Source organism: Micromonospora sp. NPDC007208, assembly GCF_042869175.1.
GTDB classification, from domain to species: Bacteria; Actinomycetota; Actinomycetes; order Mycobacteriales; family Micromonosporaceae; genus Micromonospora; species Micromonospora foliorum.
This window is the reverse complement of record NZ_JBIAFG010000009.1, coordinates 22,724-41,985: the sequence shown is the minus strand read 5'-3', so window position 1 is coordinate 41,985 and position 19,262 is coordinate 22,724. Positions and strand designations below refer to the sequence as shown.

The following is a 19,262-nucleotide window of genomic DNA, read 5'->3' as shown; positions in this document are numbered from 1 at the left end:
CATCATGACCAGGGAAGCTGTTTCTTTCCTGTTAGCCCCATGACTGTCAGCCCCATGATCAGGGGCCGTTCGCGTTGCCATGACGACATCGGGGAGGCCCTGATCATGCGGGCGAAGCCTGGGCCGCCGCCGGGGAACGCGGGAAATGTCGGGGAGCCGTAAACGCTGGGGAAACAGGCTCCCCGGTTGGGTCGGACCTGAACCGGTCGAAGCGTTCGGCCGCGACAGGAAGAGAAACCGATGACACGAGGGTTCAGACGCGCCGCGATCGCCGTACTCCCGGCGCTGGTCCTGGCACTTTCCGCGTGCGGCGCGGATCAGGACGGACCGAAGGTGGCCTCGGTCGACAAGCCCGCGGACGCCAGCCCTTCCGCGAGCGCCGCCGCGGTCGACCCGAACGAGATGGGTGTGAAGTTCGCGCAGTGCCTGCGCGAGCAGGGCCTCGACATCCCGGATCCGGAGCCCGGCCAGCCGGTGCGGTTCCGGTTCGACAAGAGTGTCGGCCGGGAGAAGGTCGAGGCGGCGATGGAGACGTGCCGGGAGTTCAACCCGCAGGCCAACGGATCGCCCGAGCAGGACGCGCAGCAGGCCGAGCGGGGACGGCAGTTCGCGGGGTGCATGCGGGAGAACGGGGTCGAGGCGTTCCCGGACCCGGATCCCGCGCAGCCGGGCATCCGCATCACCCCGGAGATCGGCGAGGACCCCGACTTCCCAGCCGCGCAGAAGGCGTGTGAGGGCGTGCTGTCGGGCGGCACTCCGGGGCAACGGTGATGCGTCGCACGGTCATCGGCGTCGCGGTGCTCGTCGCGGCCGGCGCCGGGGTCGCGGTCGTCCTCGCGATGGGCGACCGCGGCGCGGCCACCGACGCGGGTGGGCCAATGCTGCCTCCGGGGACCGCCGAGGTGACCCGCGAGACGCTCACCGACACCGAGACCTTCGACGGCGAACTCGGCTTTGGCCCGTCGACGACCGTGACGGCCCGGACCCGGGGCACCGTGACCTACCTGCCGGACGACGGCGCGAAGGTCACCCGCGGAAAGGCGATGCTGAAGATTGACAACCTGCCGGTCGTGCTCATGTACGGGTCGATGCCCGCCTATCGGGACCTACGTTCCGGCGACGAGGGGACCGACGTGTCCCAAATGGAGCGGAGTCTCGCAGCGTTGGGCTACCAGGGGTTCACCGTCGACGACGACTACACAGGCGCGACCGCCGACGCGGTGCGCGAGTGGCAGGTGGACGTCGGGCTCGAGGAGACCGGCGTGGTGACGCTCGGCTCGGTGGTCTTCGCGCCGGGCACCGTGCGGATCGACAGCGTGCGGGCCTCGCTCGGCGACGTCGTCGGGCCGGGCACGGCCGTGCTCTCCCACACCGGCACCGGTCGGGCCGTCTCCGTCGACCTGGAGCCGGCCGACCAGCGCCTCGCCGTCAAAGACGCCAAGGTCAACGTCACGCTCCCCGACGGCGCGCGGGTCGACGGCACGGTGACCGATGTCAGCACGGTCATCACCCCCGGCGCCCAGGGCGAGGACCCGACCACCACCGTCCAGGTCGTCGTCACGCTGAAGGACCCGTCGGCGGCCGGCGCGTTCGGGTTCGCGTCGGTCGACGTCACGTTCACCGCCGACCAGCGCGCGGACGTGCTCACCGTGCCGGTCGCTGCGCTGATGGCCCTCCGAGAGGGCGGCTTCGGCCTGGAGGTGGTCGACGGCGGCGAGAGCCGGTTCGTTGGCGTGCGCACCGGGCTCTTCTCCGGCGGGCGGGTCGAGGTCACCGGCGACGGCATCGCCGAGGGGACGACCGTGGGGATGCCGAAGTGATCGCCCTGACCGACGTGACCAAGCGCTACGCGGGCGGCGTCGCCGCGCTCGGCGGGGTCTCGCTGCGCGTCGAGGCGGGTGAACTGGTGGCGATCGTCGGACCCTCCGGGTCCGGGAAATCCACCATGCTCAACCTGATCGGGACGCTCGACCGTCCGACGTCGGGCACTGTCCACATCGCGGGGTACGACGTCGCGGCCCTCGACGACCGTCAGCTCTCCGCGTTGCGAGCGACCCGGATCGGCTTCGTTTTCCAGCAGTTCCACCTCGCGTCCGGAACGTCCGCGGTGGACAACGTCGCTGACGGGCTGCTCTACTCCGGCCTGCCGCTCGCTGAGCGACGGCGCCGGGCTCGGGCCGCCCTGGAGCGCGTCGGGCTCGGGCATCGGGGCAGCCATCGGCCGCACGAGCTCTCGGGCGGCGAGCGGCAGCGGGTCGCGATCGCCCGCGCGGTCGTGGGCGAACCACCGCTGTTGCTCGCCGACGAGCCGACCGGTGCGCTGGACACCGCGTCCGGCAAGGGAGTGATGGACCTGCTGCGGTGTCTGCACGAGGCCGACACGACCGTGGTGATCATCACCCACGACCGCGAGATCGCCGCGACCCTCCCTCGCGAGGTGCGGATGCGCGACGGATTGGTGGAGTCATGACCTCCACGCAGTTGCGGCCGGCCCGGTTACGGGCGCGGGATGTGCTCCGGGTCGGCCTGGTTGGGTTGCGGACCCGGCCCACCCGGGCGTTCCTGTCCGCGCTCGGCATCGCGATCGGGATCGCGGCGATGGTCGCCGTGGTCGGCATCTCGTCGTCGTCCCGGGCCGACCTCGACCGCACGATCGCGGCGCTCGGCACCAACCTCCTGACCGTGTCGCCGGGGACCACCTTCGCCGGTGGGGCCGCGCAACTGCCGTTGGCCGCGGAGAGCATGGTGGGCAGGATCGGGCCGGTGCTCGACCACTCGGCGATCGGCCGGGTGCCGGACGCGAAGGTCTATCGCCACGCGCGGATCCCGGAGGCCCAGACCAACGGCATCGGCGTGTACGCGACCCGGCTCGACCTGCCGGCGACGGTGGGCGCGACGATCCGCAGCGGCACCTGGCTCAACGCGGCCAGCGCGGAGTATCCGGCCGCCGTGCTCGGGTCGGCCACCGCCGAACGGCTCGGGTTCGGTCGGGCCGGTCCGGAGGTCCAGGTGCTCGTCGACCGTGTGCCGTTCACGGTCGTCGGGATCCTCGACCCGGCCCCGCTGGCCCCGGAACTCGACACGGCCGTCCTCGTCGGATGGTCGGCGGCCGGCTCCGAGCTCGGCTTCGACGGCCACGCGACCACGGTCTACACGCGGTCCGCGGAGTCGTCGGTCGAGGACGTGCGGGCGGTGCTCGGTGCGACCGCAAACCCCGAGGCGCCCAGCGAGGTCGAGGTGTCCCGCCCGTCCGACGCGCTGGCCGCGAAGCAGGCCGCCGGCGAGGCGTTCACCCGCCTGCTGCTCGGTCTCGGCGCGGTCGCGCTGCTCGTCGGCGGGGTCGGGGTCGCCAACACGATGGTGATCTCGGTGCTCGAACGGAGGGCCGAGATCGGCCTGCGGCGCTCGCTCGGCGCGACCCGGGGCCAGATCCGACAGCAGTTCCTCGCCGAGTCGTTGCTCCTTTCCGCGCTCGGCGGGCTCGGCGGGGTCGCGCTCGGCGGCGCGGCGACGGCCGGGTACGCGTTCGCCCAGGACTGGTCGACGGTCGTGCCGCCCTGGGTCCTGGTCGGCGGAGTCGGCGCCACGCTGGCGATCGGCGGTCTGGCCGGCCTCTACCCAGCAATCAGGGCCTCGCGGATGCCACCGACGGAGGCGCTGGCCGCTCCCTGACGACTGTTGACCATGAGTCGGCCGACGGGGAGACCGGCCGGCTCATGGTCAACGGCCAAGCCCTACCGATCGGAAACCGGCTCCCACCGGAACGACGGTACATACGGGCACGCTGGGCTCAGGGAGTTGGCAGGCCGCCCGTGGCACAGAGCGTTTCTCCGCTGACGAAACTGGCCTCCTGGCTGGCCAGGAAGACGTAGACAGGAGCCATCTCGGCGGGTTGCCCCGGCCGTCCCAGTGGGGTACGTGCGCCAAAGTTCGCCAGGGCTTCGGTGGGCTGGCCGCCAGCTACCTGCAGGGGCGACCAGACCGGGCCGGGAGCCACGGCGTTAACCCGGATCCCCTTGGGTGTCACCTGTTGGGCCAACGCCTTGGTGAAGTTGTTGATCGCCGCCTTGGTGCTCGCGTAATCCAGCAGGATCGGCGACGGCTGGTAGGCGTTGACCGAGGTGGTGTTGATGATGGCGCTACCCGGTCGCATCTGCCCGACCGCTGCACGGCACAGCCAGAACATGCCGTAGACGTCAGTCTTGAACGTGTCGTCGAACTGCGCGGTCGTGAGGTCGGTGATGTCGGGAACTGCATGCTGCGACCCCGCGACGTTCGCCAGGATGTCAATGCCACCGAACTCGTTCACAGCGGTGTTGACGAGTCGGTCGCAGTATGCCTCGTCGCGAATGTCACCGGGCACGGCAACGGCTCGGCGGCCGGCCTGTCTCACCAGCTCGACGACCTCGCGGGCGTCGGGCTCCTCCTGCGGCAGGTAGGAAAGGACCACGTCGGCACCCTCCCGCCCGAAGGCGATGGCGACGGCGCGACCGATGCCGCTGTCGGCACCGGTGACGACCGCCTTGCGCCCGGCGAGGCGGCCGGTGCCACGGTAGGTCGATTCGCCGCCGTCCGGCTTGGGTTCCATCTTCTGGTCCAGTCCGGGCGGTTGCTGTGACTGGCGGAAGCTCGGGTCCGCCGTCGGGTACTGCGATCGCGGGTCGCGCAGCGTGTACTGGTCGGCCATGTTTGCCTCCCGGATTAGCCGACGCTCCGGTTCCACCAGGGCGGTTCGGCAGATGGTCCGCTTCGGCGCGTCGGTCTGACACCTGGCAGGCGTCACCGCATATGGTGCTCGACCTGGCACATGTGGTGCCTGGGTCGGCGCAGCGGGATTACCCGCCGGCCCGACCGTCACACCCGGAGCTGCCCGTCGAGCAAATACCTGGACTTCGGTTACCTGCGCACCCCCAAGCTCAGATGTCCGGGAGGCTATCTCGGGGGCTGATTCCCGCCACCGCCACGTTGAGTAGTCGGCTCGCAGCGGCGGCGGGATCCGATTGGTGCTCGGTGGCCAGGGCGATGCCGGTCTCCGCTCGGGTCCGCCCCGCGTAGGCCGTCGACGTGGTCGACAACTTCCTGTTTGAAACCGGACGGCCAGGGACGAAGGATTACATCCGCCTCTGATCCCCGCCGCCTCACTGGGCTCAACCCCGGCCACCTTGGCGGCGCCAGGCGACAGTCGGTGCGCAGGAGGCCATCACGGGGCGAGCAAGCGACCGGCCACTCGTGGCCGATCCACTGGCGTCGACCAGTGAGTTGGAACGGAGAACCAGGGTATGACACGGGCTCGCCAGGCTCCGTGGTCGGGAACTCTGAGAGGACGTCAGTCCGCGGGAGATCCAGGAGAACGCGATGTCCGTGATTCACTTCGTTCAGAGAACCACCGCGACGCCGGAGCAGGTTCTTGCCGCACTCACCGACTTCGGGCCGGGCCGCTCGGAGGTGTTTGGCAACAGCGCCGACGAGTATCTGACGGTGCACAGCCAGGGCCCTGGCTGGGCTGACGTCACGGAAGGCTCGGGCGGCATCTGGGAGCGTCTGCGCTATGACTGGTCGAACCCCCGCCGTATCACCATGACGACGACTGATTCCAACATCTGGGGCGGCAGGTCAGGTCACACCTATACGTTGCGGCCGGAGCGGGACGGGACGACGGTCCTGGACGTCGTGGTGGTCCGCGAGGGCAAGAACTTCAAGGGCCGATTGACAGGCGTTGTGCTGGGCTCGGTCGGCAAGGGCGTGCTGGGTAAGGCGTTGAAGAAGACGGTCGAAGCCATCGAAGCCCGCAGCATGGCCATCGGTGGTTGACCGGGCGTTCCGAGGTTCGGGCGTGGCACGGCCGCACCCTCTGGCACGCGCGGGGTGTCTCCCCTGGGCGATTGCACCCATGGTCACGACAGGGTGAATTTCGATTGCCAATCGCGAACGGCCGCCCACCACGTGCGTGCCGGCGCGCTCCCGCAGTGAGACGACGGTGCTCAGGATCCAGACGCGTTGCCCGGGCACGACGGCGAGGTTGAGCGTGCCCACCAAGGTTTGCGCCCCTCAGGGTCGCAGAAAGGAATGACACAGTGACGACGGCACAGCGTCCCATCAGCTCTGGATTCACCGCTGCCTCCACAACCCGGGACGTCCTGGCCTCGGTCGACCTGACCGGCAAGACCGCGATCGTGACCGGCGCCAACTCGGGACTGGGACTACAGACAGCGCTGGCGTTGAGCTCCGCGGGCGCCCACGTCGTGGTCCTCGACCGCGAGGTCGCCAACGCCCAGACCGTATTGGCGGCAGCGTCCGCGGAATACGCGGTCATGGACCTCAGCGACCCGGCCTCGGTCGACAGCGTGGCGAAGGAGTTCGTCGACTCCGACCGGCCCGCGCACATCCTGGTCGCCTCGGCGGGGATCATGGCCGCCCCGTTCGGGCGTGACTCGCGCGGCAACGAACTCCAGCTATCGATCAACTATCTCGGTCACTTCCAGCTCGCGGTCCGGTTGTGGCCGGCTCTGCGGGCTGCGGCGGGTGCTCGCGTCGTGACGCTCACCTCGCTCGGGCACCGTCACTCGCCCGTCGTGTTCGACGACCCGAACTTCAGGCACCGCGAGTACGACTCCTGGGCGGCGTACGGCCAGTCCAAGACGGCTATGTCGCTGTTCGCGGTCGAACTCGACCGACGCGGACAGGCGGAATCTGTACGCGCCTTCGCCGCCCATCCCGGCAGCATCGTCGCCACCGGACTGAAGCAGTACCTGACCACCGAGCAGCTGACAGCGGCCGGTATGGCCAACCCCGACGGCAGCCCGATCCTCGACCCGAGCAAGCAGCTCAAGACACCCGAACAGGGCGCCGCAACTCCGGTGTGGTGCGCCACGAGCCCTCAGCTCGCCGGCATGGGCGGCGTCTACTGCGAGAACTGCGACATCGCCGAGCTCGCCCGCGACACCGATGCCGACACCGCGCAGCTCGGTGGCTTCAACGACCTCTCGGGGGTCGCGCCACACGCGATCGACCCGACGCAGGCCAAGCACTTGTGGACGCTCAGCGAAGAACTGACCGGCGTCCACCTCCTGTAGACACACAAAGATCGGCGTCCGCCAGCCCGCTAGGTCTTCAGGCCGCGGCGACCTGGAATTGCGCTACTGCCACCTGCCAGAGGGCAGGCGGTGACCGCCATGCTGGTCCGCGCGGTCGGGCTGCGGACGCCGGAAAGCGCCGACGAGCGCCGCTGTGCGGGCGGTCACGGAGCGCGCGAGTGCCTCGGCCAGGGTGCACACCAGTGCCTCACCCTGGGGTCAGGTCGCCCCAGTTGGATGAGGGTTATAGGTATGAAGCGACGCTTGATGATTCTGATGGCCGCAGCAGTACCACTAGCGGCCTCCCTCACGCCCGTAGCTGTCAACGCCGCTACCCGCGACGGCGGCACGACCGCCGCTACCACCTGCGCCGCCGTTCCCGTTTCCGCGCCGTCTGGCACGTCAGTGGTGTCGGTCAAGGCTGTCTCCAAGGCCGGCGGCGACTTCACGTTCCCCTCCACCCCGGGGCTCCCGCAGAATCCGCCGATCAACGCCGTGCCTGCCTGGTGCGACATCAATGTGGTCGTGACCCACCCGGGCGCGAATGACACCGTCTCCATCAAGGTCTCGCTCCCCCAGGACGTGAAGAACTGGAACGGACGTTTCCAGGCCACCGGCGGCAGCGCTTACTCCGCCGGCGACCTCAGCGATCTGAGCGTCCCGCTGATCAGCGCGGTCAAGGGTGGATACGTCGGCGCGGCCACCGACGCTGGCGTCAAGGGCGGCCTTGACGCCAGCTGGGGGCTCACCGATGGAAAGATCAACACCGGCCTGCTCACCAACTTCGCCTCCCGCTCTGTGCACGACATGGCGGTCATCGGTAAGGACGTGGCCAACAAGTTCTACCAGCGCACGGTGAAGTACTCGTACTTCACCGGCTGCTCGACCGGTGGCCGCCAGGGCTACTCGGAGGCCCAGAACTACCCGACGGACTTCCAGGGCATCCTCGCGAACGCGCCGGCGATCGAGTGGAACCGGTTCGAGATCGCCACGCTGTGGTCGCAGGCCGTCTACAACGAAGAGAAGGTCGCCCCGTCGCAGTGCGAACTGGCCGCCTTCAACACCGCTGCAGTCATGGCCTGCGACCCCCTCGACGGTGTCAAGGACGGCGTCATCCACAACCCGCAGGACTGCAAGTGGGACGCCCGTCGCCTGGTCGGCAAGAAGGTCGTCTGTGAAGGCGAGGAAATCACCATCACCAAGGCGGTCGCCGACGCGGTCAACAAGATCTGGGCCGGCCCGGTCTCACCGTCCGGCAAGAAGCTCTGGTACGGCCAGAACAAGGGCTCCGCGTTCACCTTCATCGCCAACCCCGGCACGCCCTTCCAGGTTCCCGACCAGTGGGCCAAGTACTTCGTGACGAAGAACCCGTCGTTCGACAGCACCAAGCTCACCTACACGACGTTCACGCAGCTCTTCACCTCGGCGACCAAGCAGTACGACGACATCATCGCCAACAACAACCCGAACCTGTCGACCTTCGCCAAGGCTGGCGGCAAGCTGCTCACCTGGCACGGCCAATCAGACCAGCTGATCCCGACCCAGGGCACGGTCGACTACCGCAAGCACGTCAACGCCGCCCTCGGTGGTAACAAGCGCGTCGACAGCTTCTACCGCCTCTTCCTGCTGCCCGGCGTCGACCACTGCGGAACGCCGCTCTTCAGCACCGGTCCGCTGGTCGACCCGGGCGCCGACCTCGACGCCCTGGTCAACTGGGTGGAAAAGGGCCACGCCCCGGAGACCCTCCCCGCCACGTCCGTAGACGGCAAGACCACCAGCACCATCCAGCACTACCCGCGGTGACCCGCCACAGCGGCCGCGACAACACCGAGGCGGCGAAGTGCCGCCGCGTCGCGGCCTGAACTGAACCGAATCAACAAGGCGGCCCCGGATGTGACATCCGGGGCCGCCACCGTCGGTCGTCGCAGTGAAAGGGCTGCTCCACGACGTAGGTGCCCGCAGCGGTGCGTACCCGGCTGCGTTGTGCAGGGTGGCGGCGGACGCCGCTGGTCACGACGTTGGCGCGGGCTGTTCGGCGGCCGGCGGCGACCACGACGAGCGCCCAGTGTTGCGCCACTCCCACACGTGACATCGTTGCTATATATATCGTGGGGCGGTATATATAGTTCATGGACATCAGTGAGCAGACGTTCCTGATCCTCTCCGCTCTCGCCGACCAACCCCGACACGGCTACGCCGTGGTGACGGAGGTCGACGAGATGACCGACGGCCGGATCCGGTTACGCGCTGGCACCCTCTACGGGGCCCTCGACCGCCTCGTCACTCAAGGGCTCATCGCCCCCGACCACGATGAGGTGGAGAAGGGCCGGCTGCGCCGTTTCTACAAACTGACCGACGCGGGGGCAGACGCCATCCGCGCTGAGAGCCGGCGGATGGCCGCCGCGGTCCGGCTCGCCGAGGAGCGCCTCAACAAGCGCGCCTCCCGCAACGCCCCGCGCCTTGGGACCATCGGATGAGCCCGGGCATGAGCCCCCTGGAACGACGATATCGACGGCTGCTGCGCCTGCTGCCAGCCACGCACCGCACCGCCCGCGGCGAGGAACTGCTCGGTCTGCTGCTGGACCTCGACGACGGCCGTCGGCACCCGAGCCGACACGAGACACTCAACATCATCGCGCTGGCGATCCGGCTGCGACTTACGACGCCCGTCACCACCGCTGCCCTCACCACCGGACTCAGTGCCCTGCTGGTCGCCGCCGGCACCCAGCCCGCCGGTGGCACCCTGGACCTGTTCACCGGCGCCGTCCTCGCCGCCGACATGCCGGCCATCATCTCCAGTTGGCCGGAGTTGGTCGCACTCGGCCTGCTGCCCCTCGCACCGCTGATCGCCTGGCTGTGCGGCGCGACCCGGACCGCCCTCACCCTGCAAGCAATATTCCTGACGGTCACCGTTGGTTGGTTCGTCTTCGACGTGTTCAACGGTGCCGGCATGGGCACCAACATCGGCCAACTGCTCTTCGCATACGCCGTACCGGTCTCGATCCTCGTCCTGCTCGCGATCGCCGACCGCGAGCGGTGGACCGCGCCCCGGCCGCGCCTGTTCTGGTGGGCCCTCGTCCCGCTCGGCATCCTCGCCTGGAAAGGCACCGGAGAGTGGGGACGCCACGGCGTCTACGTTCTCGACGCCGTGCCGACGGTCATCGGGATCCTCACCGCCGCCACCGCCGCTGTCGCGGCCGCCTTCGCGGTCCGCCGCCACCGGCCCGCCGTCATCATCGGCGTCGGACTCACCGGCTTCCTCGCCGGATGGCTCATCCCCGACCCGCTGCTCTCCAACACGGCGATGCAGCACTTCGACGGTCAGCCGCTACCACTGGCAATCCTCATCACGGTGATCGCTGCCACCATGACTGGCATCAATCACCTTGCCCGGCGCCACAAACCCGAGGTGCGGTCGCTACCACCCGACGAACCCGTGATCCGCTGAACACCAACTCCGGTCAGACGGAACCGTTGCCGAACCGGGCGGTCGGCGAGCTCGGCGTGCTGGTCGCCTACCACGCCAGGCCCAGCACCAGCCCGACGCCCGGAAGCTCGGGGCAGCATCGCGTTCGATGGTCTGCCTGTGACGGACGTTGATGTCGATCGGTGGCATGGCGAGTTGGACCGGTTGCATGCGCGGCTCGGGCCTCGGTTTCGGCGGGCGGAGCCGCGGCTGCGGGCGCGTCAGTACCTGTGTGGGCTGGTCTCGGGGCTGAGGGCTCCGACTGTGGTTCCCGACGGCCGCGCGACGACCCGGGCGGACGGCTGCGGGCCTGGCCGGCACCGGCCAGGCCCGCAGCATCAACCAGGTGCCGGCCGCATGGACGTTTGGTAACACCCGCCAGCGCTACCGCAAGGGGGTGGCGGCGATGGGTACGAGGCTCAGGTGACGTTGCGGATGGCGCCGCCGTCGACCCGGATGTTGGCACCACTGATGTAACCGGCCAGCGGGCTGGCGAGGAAGGCGACCGCCGTGGCGATCTCCTCCGGCCGACCCAGTCGGTCGATGTCGTTGGGCACCAATGCGTTCGTCGCGTCCTGCTCGATCTGCTCCCAGGTCTCGCCCCAGCCCCGCTCGGGAGCAATCTCGATCAGCAGGTCCTTGACGGCCTCGACGAGGATCGCTCCGGGCGCGACGATGTTGGACGTCACGCCGGTGCCCTTCAGTTCCCGGGCGAGCGATACCGCCAGGTTGTGTCGGGCGGCGAGGGTGGCGTTGTACTGCGGGTGCTGGAACAACGGCTGGGTCGCGAGACCGCCGCCGATGGTGATGACGCGCCCCCAGCCACGCTCGCGCATGGAGGGCACCAGTCGCTGGATCATCCGTACGCCGGAGATGACGTTGCCCTCGTAGGTCTCGCGCCAGGAGTCCGGCGTGGCGTCCGTCCAGGAGAGGTGCTTGTAGGCGCCAGCGTTGTTGACCAGGATGTCGACCGGGCCGCCGGCTAGAGCCGCTGCGGCTACCGCGTCCGCACCCTCGTCCGTGGTGAGATCACCGAGCGTGATGTCGGCTTTCCCGCCGTCTGCCCGGATCGCCTCGGCCACCGCCGTGGCCCGCTTCTCGCTCCGTCCGTGGACGATCACCTGGGCGCCTTCGGCGGCGAGCAGTCGCGCCATGGCCTCACCGAGCCCGGAGCTTGAGCCGGTCACCAGGGCACGCTTGCCGGTCAGTTGCAGGTCCATCAGATGCTCCTCTTCTTTCGCTCAGGCTGGTATGTCTACGACTGTAGACATGGCAGAACGAAGTAGTCTACACTCGTAGACGTGACGGCAGACACAGACGGATCCGGCGACGGCCCGCGACGGCGCGATGCCAGCGCCACCCGCGAAGCGATCCTGAACTCAGCGATAGAGGCGTTCACGCGCCTCGGCTATGACGGCGCCGGCGTACGCGAGGTCGCCGGGGGCGCCGGAGTGACCGCAATGTTGGTCAACCGCTACTTCGGCTCCAAGGAACAGCTGTTCGCCGAGGCGGTCGACCGCTCGTTCGCTCCGCGAACCGTCGTCAGCGACGACCCGAGCGAGCTGAGCGCACAGACGGCGACCAGGCTTGCTGCGCGGACCTCACCAGACGCAGACGACCTGGACCCGTTCCTGCTGATGCTGCGATCCGCAGCCAATCCACGAGCCGCCGAGATCATTCGTGCGGGCATCGAAAAGCACGTCGGAGGGCGCCTGACCGATACCCTGCCCGGGCCGGATGCCGCCCCACGTGCGGAACTGCTGCTCTCCCTGATCGCCGGGGTGTGGCTGATGCGAAAGATCATCGCGACCCCGGCACTCGCTGGCATGGATCAAGGCCCTCTCGTCCAACAACTGCACGAGCTGATGCAGGTCCTCGTCAACGCACCGCCGGCCAGCAGCGGCGGCGACGCGGCACCCGATTCGACCAGTTCCAGCTAAAGCTGCACGGGCTTGGCATCGACTGAGTCGACTGTTGAGGCACCATGCGCATCGTAACCACCTCGTTCTCGGCTCCCACGGCCTTACGCAAACCTCGAACGACGCCGGTCGCGAGAACTTAGCCTTCATGCGCCGACTGGCAGACCGCTGCGGCAGTTCAGCAGGAGGAGTAGCAGATGGCGGGGACCAGCGCGAAGACCGGATCGGCGGCGTCGTTCGACGATGTGAAACGGGTCGACGCCGGCGTACTCAACGTTGGCTACGTTGATGCGGGCCCGTCCGACGGTGCTGTGGTGCTGCTCCTGCACGGCTGGCCGTACGACATCCACAGCTTTGTGGAGGTCGTACCCCTGCTGACCGACGCCGGCTACCGGGTCATCGTGCCGCACCTGCGGGGCTACGGCACGACGCGCTTCCGCTCCAACGACACGATGCGCAACGGCCAACCGGCGGCCATGGCCGCCGACGCCCTAGCGCTCATGGACGCCCTCAACGTGGAGAAGGCGAAGCTGGCCGGATTCGACTGGGGTGCCCGGACGGCCGACATCGTGGCCGCGCTGTGGCCCGAGCGGTGCGATGGCCTGGTCTCGGTGAGCGGTTATCTGGTCGCCGGCCAGGAGTCGGGGAAGGCGCCGTTGCCCCCGAAGGCCGAACTCGCCTGGTGGTACCAGTACTACTTCGCCACCGAACGCGGCCGGGAAGGGTACGACAAGAACCGGCACGACTTCGCCAAACTGATCTGGCAGACGGCCTCCCCCAAGTGGACGTTCGACGACGCGACATTCGAGCGCAGCGCCGCCTCGTTCGACAACCCCGATCACGTCGACATCGTGGTGCACAACTACCGCTGGCGACTGGCCCTCGCCGAAGGCGAACCCCAGTACGACGAGGTCGAGCAACGGCTGGCCGGGAAACCGAAAATCACGGTGCCCACGATCAGCCTCGAAGGCGACGCCAACGGCGCACCCCACGTGGACCCCAGCGTCTACGCCAAGCAGTTCACCGGCCAGTACGAACACCGGACCATCAGCGGCGGCATCGGGCACAACCTGCCGCAGGAGGCGCCCCAGGCCTTCGCCGACGCGGTGCGGCAAGTCTGAGCAACCCCCATAGCGGAAGCAATCCTGGACGACAGGGCTCCACCACGACGACGTCGATAGTCGATCAGACCCGAACGGTCCGCTGGCGGAGCCGCCAGGCCAGGGTCGCGGCCTGCAGGACGAAGAAGACACCGCCGGCCGCGGTGTAGAGGATCAGCGTGCTGAGGGTCGGTTCCGCGCCGAGGGCGGCGGGCAGGTACGTCGCACCGGCGATGACCGAGAGAGCCCGGAGCGAGATCTGGCTGCACCTGTTCAACCCGCGCTGGGTCGGCGAGGGCCAGGGCACCTGCCAGGGGTTCTCCCTGGGGCGACACCCGGGTCCGGTGCGCAACGGTGAGGACCGGACGTCGAACGGCGTCCCGCGCGGCGGAGGAGTGAAGATCGTGGACTTCAAGCTCGAAGTCATCGTCCTGCCGGTCTCGGACGTGGACCGGGCCAGGGATTTCTACCAAAAGATCGGCTTCCGGCAGGACGTGGACTACATCGCCCCGGACGGCTTCCGCGTCGTGCACTTCACCCCGCCCGGCTCGGCTTCCTCCCTGATCATCGGGGAAGGAGTGTCCGACGCCGCACCGGGATCGGTGCAGGGCGTACACCTCGTGGTGGACGACGTCGTCGCCGCCCGGGCGGAGCTGGTCACCCGTGGGATCGAGGTGAGCGAGGTCTTCCACGACGCCGGTGGCGTGTTCCACCACGCCGGCACCCGCGACCGGGTGACCGGCCCACAGCCTGATCGGCGGTCGTACAGCTCGTTCGCGTCGTTCAGCGACCCGGACGGCAACGGCTTCGTGCTCCAGGAGGTCACCGCACGCCACCCGGGACGTATCACCCACGTCGTCTACGGCTCGGTGCCCGAGGTGGAACAGGCTCTGCGTGACGCCGCTGTGGCGCACGGCCGGCACGAGGCCGTGCTCGGTCACGAGGACCCGGACTGGCCGAGCTGGTACGCCGACCACATGGCGCGGGCCGCCGGCCTCGGCTCCTGACTCGGCACGGCCCCTCGCGCCGTCGGCGCGTGCGGGACCGCAGCCTTGAGCAGGCCGTACGCGGGGTTGGTGATCTCAGTCGGTGTACTGTCCGTCGGGGAGGGGTGACGTGCCGGGTAACACCGACAATTTCGTGTTGCGGGGGCGGCGGCGCGAGCGGGAGACGCTCGACCGGCTGCTGCGCGACGTCCGTGCCGGACACAGCCGGGTGCTGGTGCTCCGCGGCGAGGCGGGTGCCGGTAAGACCGCACTACTGGACTACCTGAGCGAGAACGCTTCGGCCGGTCGGGTGACCCGGGCCGCCGGGGTGGAGCCAGAGTCCGAGATCGCGTACTCGGCACTGCAGCAACTCTGCGCACCGCTGCTCGGTCACCTCGACGCGTTGCCGCAGCCGCAACGAGTCGCCCTCGCCACCGCCTTCGGGCTGAGCCCCGGCGACCCGCCGGAAGGGCTGCTCATCGGCCTCGCTGTGCTCGGTCTGCTCGCGGAGGCCGCGTCGGAACGGCCGCTGGTCTGCATCGTGGACGACGTGCAGTGGATGGACCGGATGTCGGAGGTCATCCTCACCTTCGTCGCCCGCCGGCTGGACGAGGAGTCGATCGCGCTGGTCTTCGCCTCCCGCAGTCCGGGGGACGAACAGATCCTCGGCAGCCTGCCGGAACTGCGCGTCGACGGGTTGCCGGCCGCGGAGGCGCGGGCGCTATTGGACTCGGTGTTGTCCGGGCCGGTCGACAACCGGGTCCGCGACCGGATCGTCGCCGAGACGCGCGGCAACCCGCTCGCACTGCTCGAACTGCCGCGCGGCCTGACGCCGGCGCAGCTGGCGTTCGGCTTCGGCGGACAGGCCGCGACGCCCTTGGTGAACCGGATGGAAGAGGGCTTTCAACGGCGCATCGCCGCCCTCCCGGCGAACACGCGCCGGCTCCTGCTCGCCGCAGCGGTCGAGCCGGTGGGTGACGTGACCTTGCTGTGGCGCGCCCTCGATCGGTTGCGGGTCGGGCCCGACGCCGCCGCGCCGGCCGAGGCTGCCGGGCTCGTCGAGTTCGGGGCCCGGGTGCGGTTTCGGCACCCGCTGGTGCGGTCGGCCGCCTGGCGGTCGGCCGAGGCCGCGGAGCTGCGGGAGGTGCACCGTGCGCTGGCTGAGGCGACCGACCCGGAGCAGGATCCCGACCGTCGCGCCTGGCACCGGGCGCACGCCGCCCTCGGCCCGGACGAGGGGGTCGCCGGTGAACTGGAGCGTTCGGCCGGACGTGCGCTCGCCAGGGGCGGCCGGTCCGCCGCTGCGTCCTTCCTTGAACGCGCCGCCGAGCTGACCCCGGACCCGAAGTCGCGTGCCGCACGCGCGTTGGGCGCCGCGCGGGCCCGACTGGAGGCCGGGGAGCTGAATCAGGTGCCCGATCTGCTGGCGGCGGCCGAGTGCGGTCCGCTCGAACCGTTGCAGCAGGCCGGGGTGGAGCGTCTGCGGGCGCAAGCCGCCTTCGCGCTCAACCCCGGCAGGGCCGCCGGGCCGCCACTGCTCGCGGCTGCTCGCCGCCTTGAAGAACTCGATCTCCGTGCGGCGCGGATGACGTACCTCTCGGCGGTGGGTGCCGCCGTGCACGCCGGCCGCCTCGGGGGCGGTGACCTGCGCCGGGCGGCCGAAGCCGCCCGCGGCGTGCCGGCCGGCTACGAGCCCGCTGGCCTGTTCCTGACCGGCCTCACGGCGTGGACCCTGGACGGGTACGTGCCCGCCGTGCCGCATCTCCGCCGAGCCCTCGACACGATGACGGCGGACGAGAATCTGCACCTGCTCTGGCTGGCCGGGCCGGTCGCGCACGAGGTGTGGGACGACGCGGCCTGGTATCGGCTCACCGAGCAGGCGGTCCGCTTCGCCCGTACCACCGGAGGGCTGTCGCTGCTCCCCACCGCCTTGACCTTCCGCGCGGGCGCCCTGGTGTTCGCCGGGCGCTTCGCCGACGCGTCCGACCTGCTCGACGAGGCCGATGCCCTCGCCCAGGCCACCGGGATGGCGCCGCATCCGTCCGCGTCGCTCACCCTGGCCGCGCACCGGGGCCGGGAGTTGCCCGCGATGGAGCTGATCGACGCGACCATCAAGGACGCCGAGGCGCGCGGCGAGGGTCGCCTGCTCGGCCTGGCCGGCTACGCCAGGGCGGTGCTGTCCAACGGGCTCGGCCAGTATCCGGCCGCGCTGGAAGCCGCACGCCAGGCTACCGAGTACGAAGACCTGGCCGTCTTCAACTGGACGCTCGGCGAACTGGTCGAGGCGGCCGTACGAGTCGGGGACGCCGACGTGGCCGCCGAGGCCCGCGAGCGCCTTGCGCAGCGGGTCGGCGCATCCGGCACCGACTGGGCACTCGGCGCCGGGGCCCTCGCCGACGCCCTGGCAGGACCGTCCGGGCAGGCCGAGGACCGGTACCGCGAGGCGATCGAGCGGCTGGCCCCGGGCCAGCTCAGCCTGCAACTAGCCCGGGCCCGACTGCTGTACGGCGAGTGGCTGCGCCGGGAGAACCGCCGCGCCGATGCCCGGAACCAGTTGCGCGCCGCTCATGGGGCGTTCGCCACGATGGGTGCGGAGGCATTCGCCGAGCGGGCGAGCCGGGAACTTCTCGCCACCGGCGAGACCGTCCGCAAGCGGACGGTCGGCGTACCTGTCGAGCTCACTCCACAGGAGGCGCAGATCGCGCGACTCGCCGTGGCGGGGCGGACCAACCCGGAGATCGGCGCCGCGCTGTTCCTCAGCCCGCGTACGGTCGAGTGGCACCTGCGCAAGGTCTTCACCAAGCTGGACATCGGGTCGCGCAGGGAGTTGGCGGCGGCCCTGCGCGACCGCTGACCGCCGGAATCCTAAAGTGCCGCCCACACGCCCGTCGATATTGTTCGACGGGCGTGTTAGCGGTCAACCTGCCGAGCATGAGCCAATTCTGGGCGCGGTAGTGCGGGTCGCGGCCGAGTACCTACTACTGTTGGCGCACGCTCGATGGGCCGCGCTCAGTCGAGCGATCGGTTGTATTCGTGAAAGCCCACGACCTTTCCGTTTCGGACCATGACGTGAATGCAGTGGCGGGCCGCGTACGGCTCGTTGAAGAAGACACCCCGAGCCCAGTCCTCGAAGACGACGCGATCCTCGGCGACGGTCTTGGAAATCACCTCTACCTTGTCGAACCTGCTGGTACCGGGCGTGAACACGCTGAAGAACCCGACCAGTTTCTCCCGCCCCTCGGCCCCGGTGAAGTGCCCGGTCTGCGGGGCCGGGAGGATCACGTCCACCTCATCGTCAAACAGGTCGAAGAAGCTCTCCCACGAACCCGTCTGGAACCCCTGGACCAGGGCGTCATACGCCTTGTCGGCGATCACCCGAACATCGTCGCTCATCGTCTATTCCCTTCGGGATGTTCTTTGCCAGACCCGAGATTAGCTTCTAGGGTTGCCCGAAACGCATGCGAGAAGCGCCAGAATTGTTTCGCGATAGTCCCGGAGTCGAAATGGATCCCCTGTCCCATGTGCTGGCCCTGTCGAACATCGAAGGTGCCGTCTGCGCGGAGCTGCGAGCCGGCGGTGAGTGGGCGATCGCCTTCCGCGGTCAGATGCACGTGAAGTTCGGAGTGGTGCTTTCCGGAGCCTGTTGGCTCACCGTGGAGACCGTCAAGGCACCGCTGCACCTGCGGCAGGGCGACTGCTACCTGGTGGTCGGCGGTCAGGACTACCAGCTCGCCAGCACTCCGGGGATCACCGCCGTGCGTTCGGAGGAGGTCTGGACGTCGGCCGAGGACCTCGGCTACTGCGGCAACGGCCATGACACGACACTGGTCGGCGGGCGCCTGCATTTCGACCGGGCCAACGGCGAACTGCTGCTCAACGCACTTCCGTCGGTCGTACACCTCGCCGCCGACGCGGACCCCACCGGCGTGCTTCGGGCGACGATTCAACTCCTGACGTACGAGACGGCCGCGCCCCGGCCGGGACAGACGCTCATGCTCGACCATCTGGCGCGCATCATCCTGCTGCAGGGGCTGCGCGCTCATTTGACCGCCAGCACCGTTGGACGTCCTGGTGAGCGCGCGCACGCGGCGGCGCTGATCGATCCCGGGGTGGACGCGGCCCTGACGATGATGCACGACGACGTCGCGCGCACCTGGTCCGTCGACGAGCTAGCGAGAACGGCGCGGATGTCACGCTCGGGCTTCGCGGAGAAATTCAAGGCGGTCGTCGGGGAGAGCCCTGGCAGGTACCTGCTGAGCCTGCGCATGCACACGGCCAAGCAGATCCTGCTGAAGTCCGACCGTACGGTCTCCTCGGTCGCGGCCGAGTTGGGATACAGCTCGGAGGCCGCCTTCAGCACCGCCTTCAAGCGGGTGATGGGAGCGCCCCCTCGGGACTACCGGGCCTCCCGTGCCGCCGGTGACTTCGATCTGCCGGCCTGAACGCTCCGGGCACTGCCTGGTCGGCCGTGCTGGTCGTCCTGGCACGTCGGCTGCGCACGGTGTTGCGACGTCCCACGGCACGCCGGCTGTTGGACCGCGTCACCGGGACTGTGATTACCGGATTCGGGATCCGGCTCGCCAGCAGCAGCCACTGACCTCGCCGAACCCCTCCGGCTACGGCGACGACTACGCTGCGGACGTGACCGCTGCTGGACTTCTACGGCACGGTGGTCAAAGACGACGACTCGATCATGCAGGCGATAGCTGAACAGGGGT

General features: G+C 69.3%; 19 protein-coding genes. 15 read left to right on the top strand and 4 right to left on the bottom strand.

Annotation, left to right across the window (positions count from 1 at the left end; genetic code table 11):
• Nucleotides 1-240 precede the first annotated feature (240 nt).
• From ACFYL6_RS19170 to ACFYL6_RS19155, 4 genes are read left to right on the top strand one after another with little or no spacing between them, the layout of a single operon-like run.
• The gene (locus ACFYL6_RS19170; protein WP_387172772.1) at nucleotides 241-771 is read left to right on the top strand and encodes a hypothetical protein; all 531 of its coding nucleotides are present in this window, start codon (nucleotides 241-243) and stop codon (nucleotides 769-771) included.
• Complete coding sequence (locus ACFYL6_RS19165) at nucleotides 771-1,820, top strand: peptidoglycan-binding protein (RefSeq protein WP_387172770.1); 1,050 nt, start codon at nucleotides 771-773, stop codon at nucleotides 1,818-1,820. Before ACFYL6_RS19170 ends, ACFYL6_RS19165 begins: the two co-directional genes overlap by 1 nt.
• On the top strand, nucleotides 1,817-2,470 hold the full coding sequence (locus ACFYL6_RS19160) for an ABC transporter ATP-binding protein (RefSeq protein WP_387172768.1): 654 nt from the start codon (nucleotides 1,817-1,819) through the stop codon (nucleotides 2,468-2,470). Before ACFYL6_RS19165 ends, ACFYL6_RS19160 begins: the two co-directional genes overlap by 4 nt.
• Complete coding sequence (locus ACFYL6_RS19155) at nucleotides 2,467-3,672, top strand: ABC transporter permease (protein ID WP_387172766.1); 1,206 nt, start codon at nucleotides 2,467-2,469, stop codon at nucleotides 3,670-3,672. The genes ACFYL6_RS19160 and ACFYL6_RS19155 overlap by 4 nt, the downstream gene beginning before the upstream one ends.
• A gap of 118 nt (nucleotides 3,673-3,790) precedes the next feature.
• Here the strand turns inward: ACFYL6_RS19155 and ACFYL6_RS19150 are convergent, their stop codons facing one another.
• The gene (locus tag ACFYL6_RS19150; RefSeq protein ID WP_387172763.1) at nucleotides 3,791-4,687 is read right to left on the bottom strand and encodes an SDR family oxidoreductase; all 897 of its coding nucleotides are present in this window, start codon (nucleotides 4,685-4,687) and stop codon (nucleotides 3,791-3,793) included.
• A 668-nt stretch (nucleotides 4,688-5,355) separates the two neighbouring features.
• Between ACFYL6_RS19150 and ACFYL6_RS19145 the strand changes: the two genes are divergently transcribed.
• The 5 genes from ACFYL6_RS19145 to ACFYL6_RS19125 all read left to right on the top strand — a co-directional run bounded on the left by ACFYL6_RS19145 (nucleotide 5,356) and on the right by ACFYL6_RS19125 (nucleotide 10,521).
• Nucleotides 5,356-5,811, top strand: a complete 456-nt coding sequence (locus tag ACFYL6_RS19145) for an SRPBCC family protein (RefSeq protein ID WP_387172761.1) — start codon at nucleotides 5,356-5,358, stop codon at nucleotides 5,809-5,811.
• A 263-nt stretch (nucleotides 5,812-6,074) separates the two neighbouring features.
• Nucleotides 6,075-7,073: an SDR family NAD(P)-dependent oxidoreductase gene (locus tag ACFYL6_RS19140; protein WP_387172759.1), complete on the top strand. Its 999-nt coding sequence runs from the start codon at nucleotides 6,075-6,077 to the stop codon at nucleotides 7,071-7,073.
• Between the two features lie 99 nt (nucleotides 7,074-7,172).
• Nucleotides 7,173-8,876 (top strand): tannase/feruloyl esterase family alpha/beta hydrolase, encoded by a 1,704-nt coding sequence (locus ACFYL6_RS19135; protein ID WP_387173071.1) that lies wholly within the window; start codon nucleotides 7,173-7,175, stop codon nucleotides 8,874-8,876.
• A 326-nt stretch (nucleotides 8,877-9,202) separates the two neighbouring features.
• The gene (locus tag ACFYL6_RS19130) at nucleotides 9,203-9,550 is read left to right on the top strand and encodes a PadR family transcriptional regulator (RefSeq protein ID WP_387172757.1); all 348 of its coding nucleotides are present in this window, start codon (nucleotides 9,203-9,205) and stop codon (nucleotides 9,548-9,550) included.
• Nucleotides 9,551-9,558: 8 nt separating this feature from the next.
• Entirely contained in the window at nucleotides 9,559-10,521 is a 963-nt protein-coding gene (locus ACFYL6_RS19125) for a hypothetical protein (RefSeq protein ID WP_387172755.1), read from the top strand.
• Nucleotides 10,522-10,958: 437 nt separating this feature from the next.
• Here ACFYL6_RS19125 and ACFYL6_RS19120 read toward each other — a convergent pair whose 3' ends face one another.
• Nucleotides 10,959-11,759 carry an SDR family NAD(P)-dependent oxidoreductase gene (locus ACFYL6_RS19120; protein WP_387172754.1) on the bottom strand — a complete coding sequence of 267 codons (801 nt, stop codon included), beginning with the start codon at nucleotides 11,757-11,759 and terminating at the stop codon, nucleotides 10,959-10,961.
• An 81-nt stretch (nucleotides 11,760-11,840) separates the two neighbouring features.
• On the opposite strand from ACFYL6_RS19120, the gene ACFYL6_RS19115 reads away from it, so the two are divergent.
• Together ACFYL6_RS19115 and ACFYL6_RS19110 are read left to right on the top strand one after the other, a co-directional pair.
• A complete protein-coding gene (locus ACFYL6_RS19115) occupies nucleotides 11,841-12,479 on the top strand; it encodes a TetR/AcrR family transcriptional regulator (protein ID WP_387172752.1) in 639 nt (212 codons plus the stop codon).
• Nucleotides 12,480-12,655: 176 nt separating this feature from the next.
• Nucleotides 12,656-13,579, top strand: coding sequence for an alpha/beta fold hydrolase (locus ACFYL6_RS19110; RefSeq protein WP_387172750.1), 924 nt, complete (start codon nucleotides 12,656-12,658; stop codon nucleotides 13,577-13,579).
• Nucleotides 13,580-13,643: 64 nt separating this feature from the next.
• Here the strand turns inward: ACFYL6_RS19110 and ACFYL6_RS19105 are convergent, their stop codons facing one another.
• Nucleotides 13,644-13,865: a hypothetical protein gene (locus ACFYL6_RS19105; RefSeq protein ID WP_387172747.1), complete on the bottom strand. Its 222-nt coding sequence runs from the start codon at nucleotides 13,863-13,865 to the stop codon at nucleotides 13,644-13,646.
• 97 nt (nucleotides 13,866-13,962) lie between these two features.
• On the opposite strand from ACFYL6_RS19105, the gene ACFYL6_RS19100 reads away from it, so the two are divergent.
• Nucleotides 13,963-14,565: a VOC family protein gene (locus ACFYL6_RS19100; RefSeq protein ID WP_387172745.1), complete on the top strand. Its 603-nt coding sequence runs from the start codon at nucleotides 13,963-13,965 to the stop codon at nucleotides 14,563-14,565.
• A 109-nt stretch (nucleotides 14,566-14,674) separates the two neighbouring features.
• Nucleotides 14,675-17,398 (top strand): ATP-binding protein, encoded by a 2,724-nt coding sequence (locus ACFYL6_RS19095; protein WP_387172743.1) that lies wholly within the window; start codon nucleotides 14,675-14,677, stop codon nucleotides 17,396-17,398.
• 155 nt (nucleotides 17,399-17,553) lie between these two features.
• Here ACFYL6_RS19095 and ACFYL6_RS19090 read toward each other — a convergent pair whose 3' ends face one another.
• Nucleotides 17,554-17,919 carry a nuclear transport factor 2 family protein gene (locus ACFYL6_RS19090; protein ID WP_387172741.1) on the bottom strand — a complete coding sequence of 122 codons (366 nt, stop codon included), beginning with the start codon at nucleotides 17,917-17,919 and terminating at the stop codon, nucleotides 17,554-17,556.
• Between the two features lie 128 nt (nucleotides 17,920-18,047).
• Here ACFYL6_RS19090 and ACFYL6_RS19085 point away from each other — a divergent pair, with 128 nt between their 5' ends.
• Both ACFYL6_RS19085 and ACFYL6_RS19080 read left to right on the top strand, forming a co-directional pair.
• Complete coding sequence (locus tag ACFYL6_RS19085) at nucleotides 18,048-18,986, top strand: AraC family transcriptional regulator (RefSeq protein WP_387172739.1); 939 nt, start codon at nucleotides 18,048-18,050, stop codon at nucleotides 18,984-18,986.
• 26 nt (nucleotides 18,987-19,012) lie between these two features.
• Complete coding sequence (locus tag ACFYL6_RS19080; RefSeq protein WP_387172737.1) at nucleotides 19,013-19,141, top strand: hypothetical protein; 129 nt, start codon at nucleotides 19,013-19,015, stop codon at nucleotides 19,139-19,141.
• Nucleotides 19,142-19,262 lie beyond the last annotated feature (121 nt).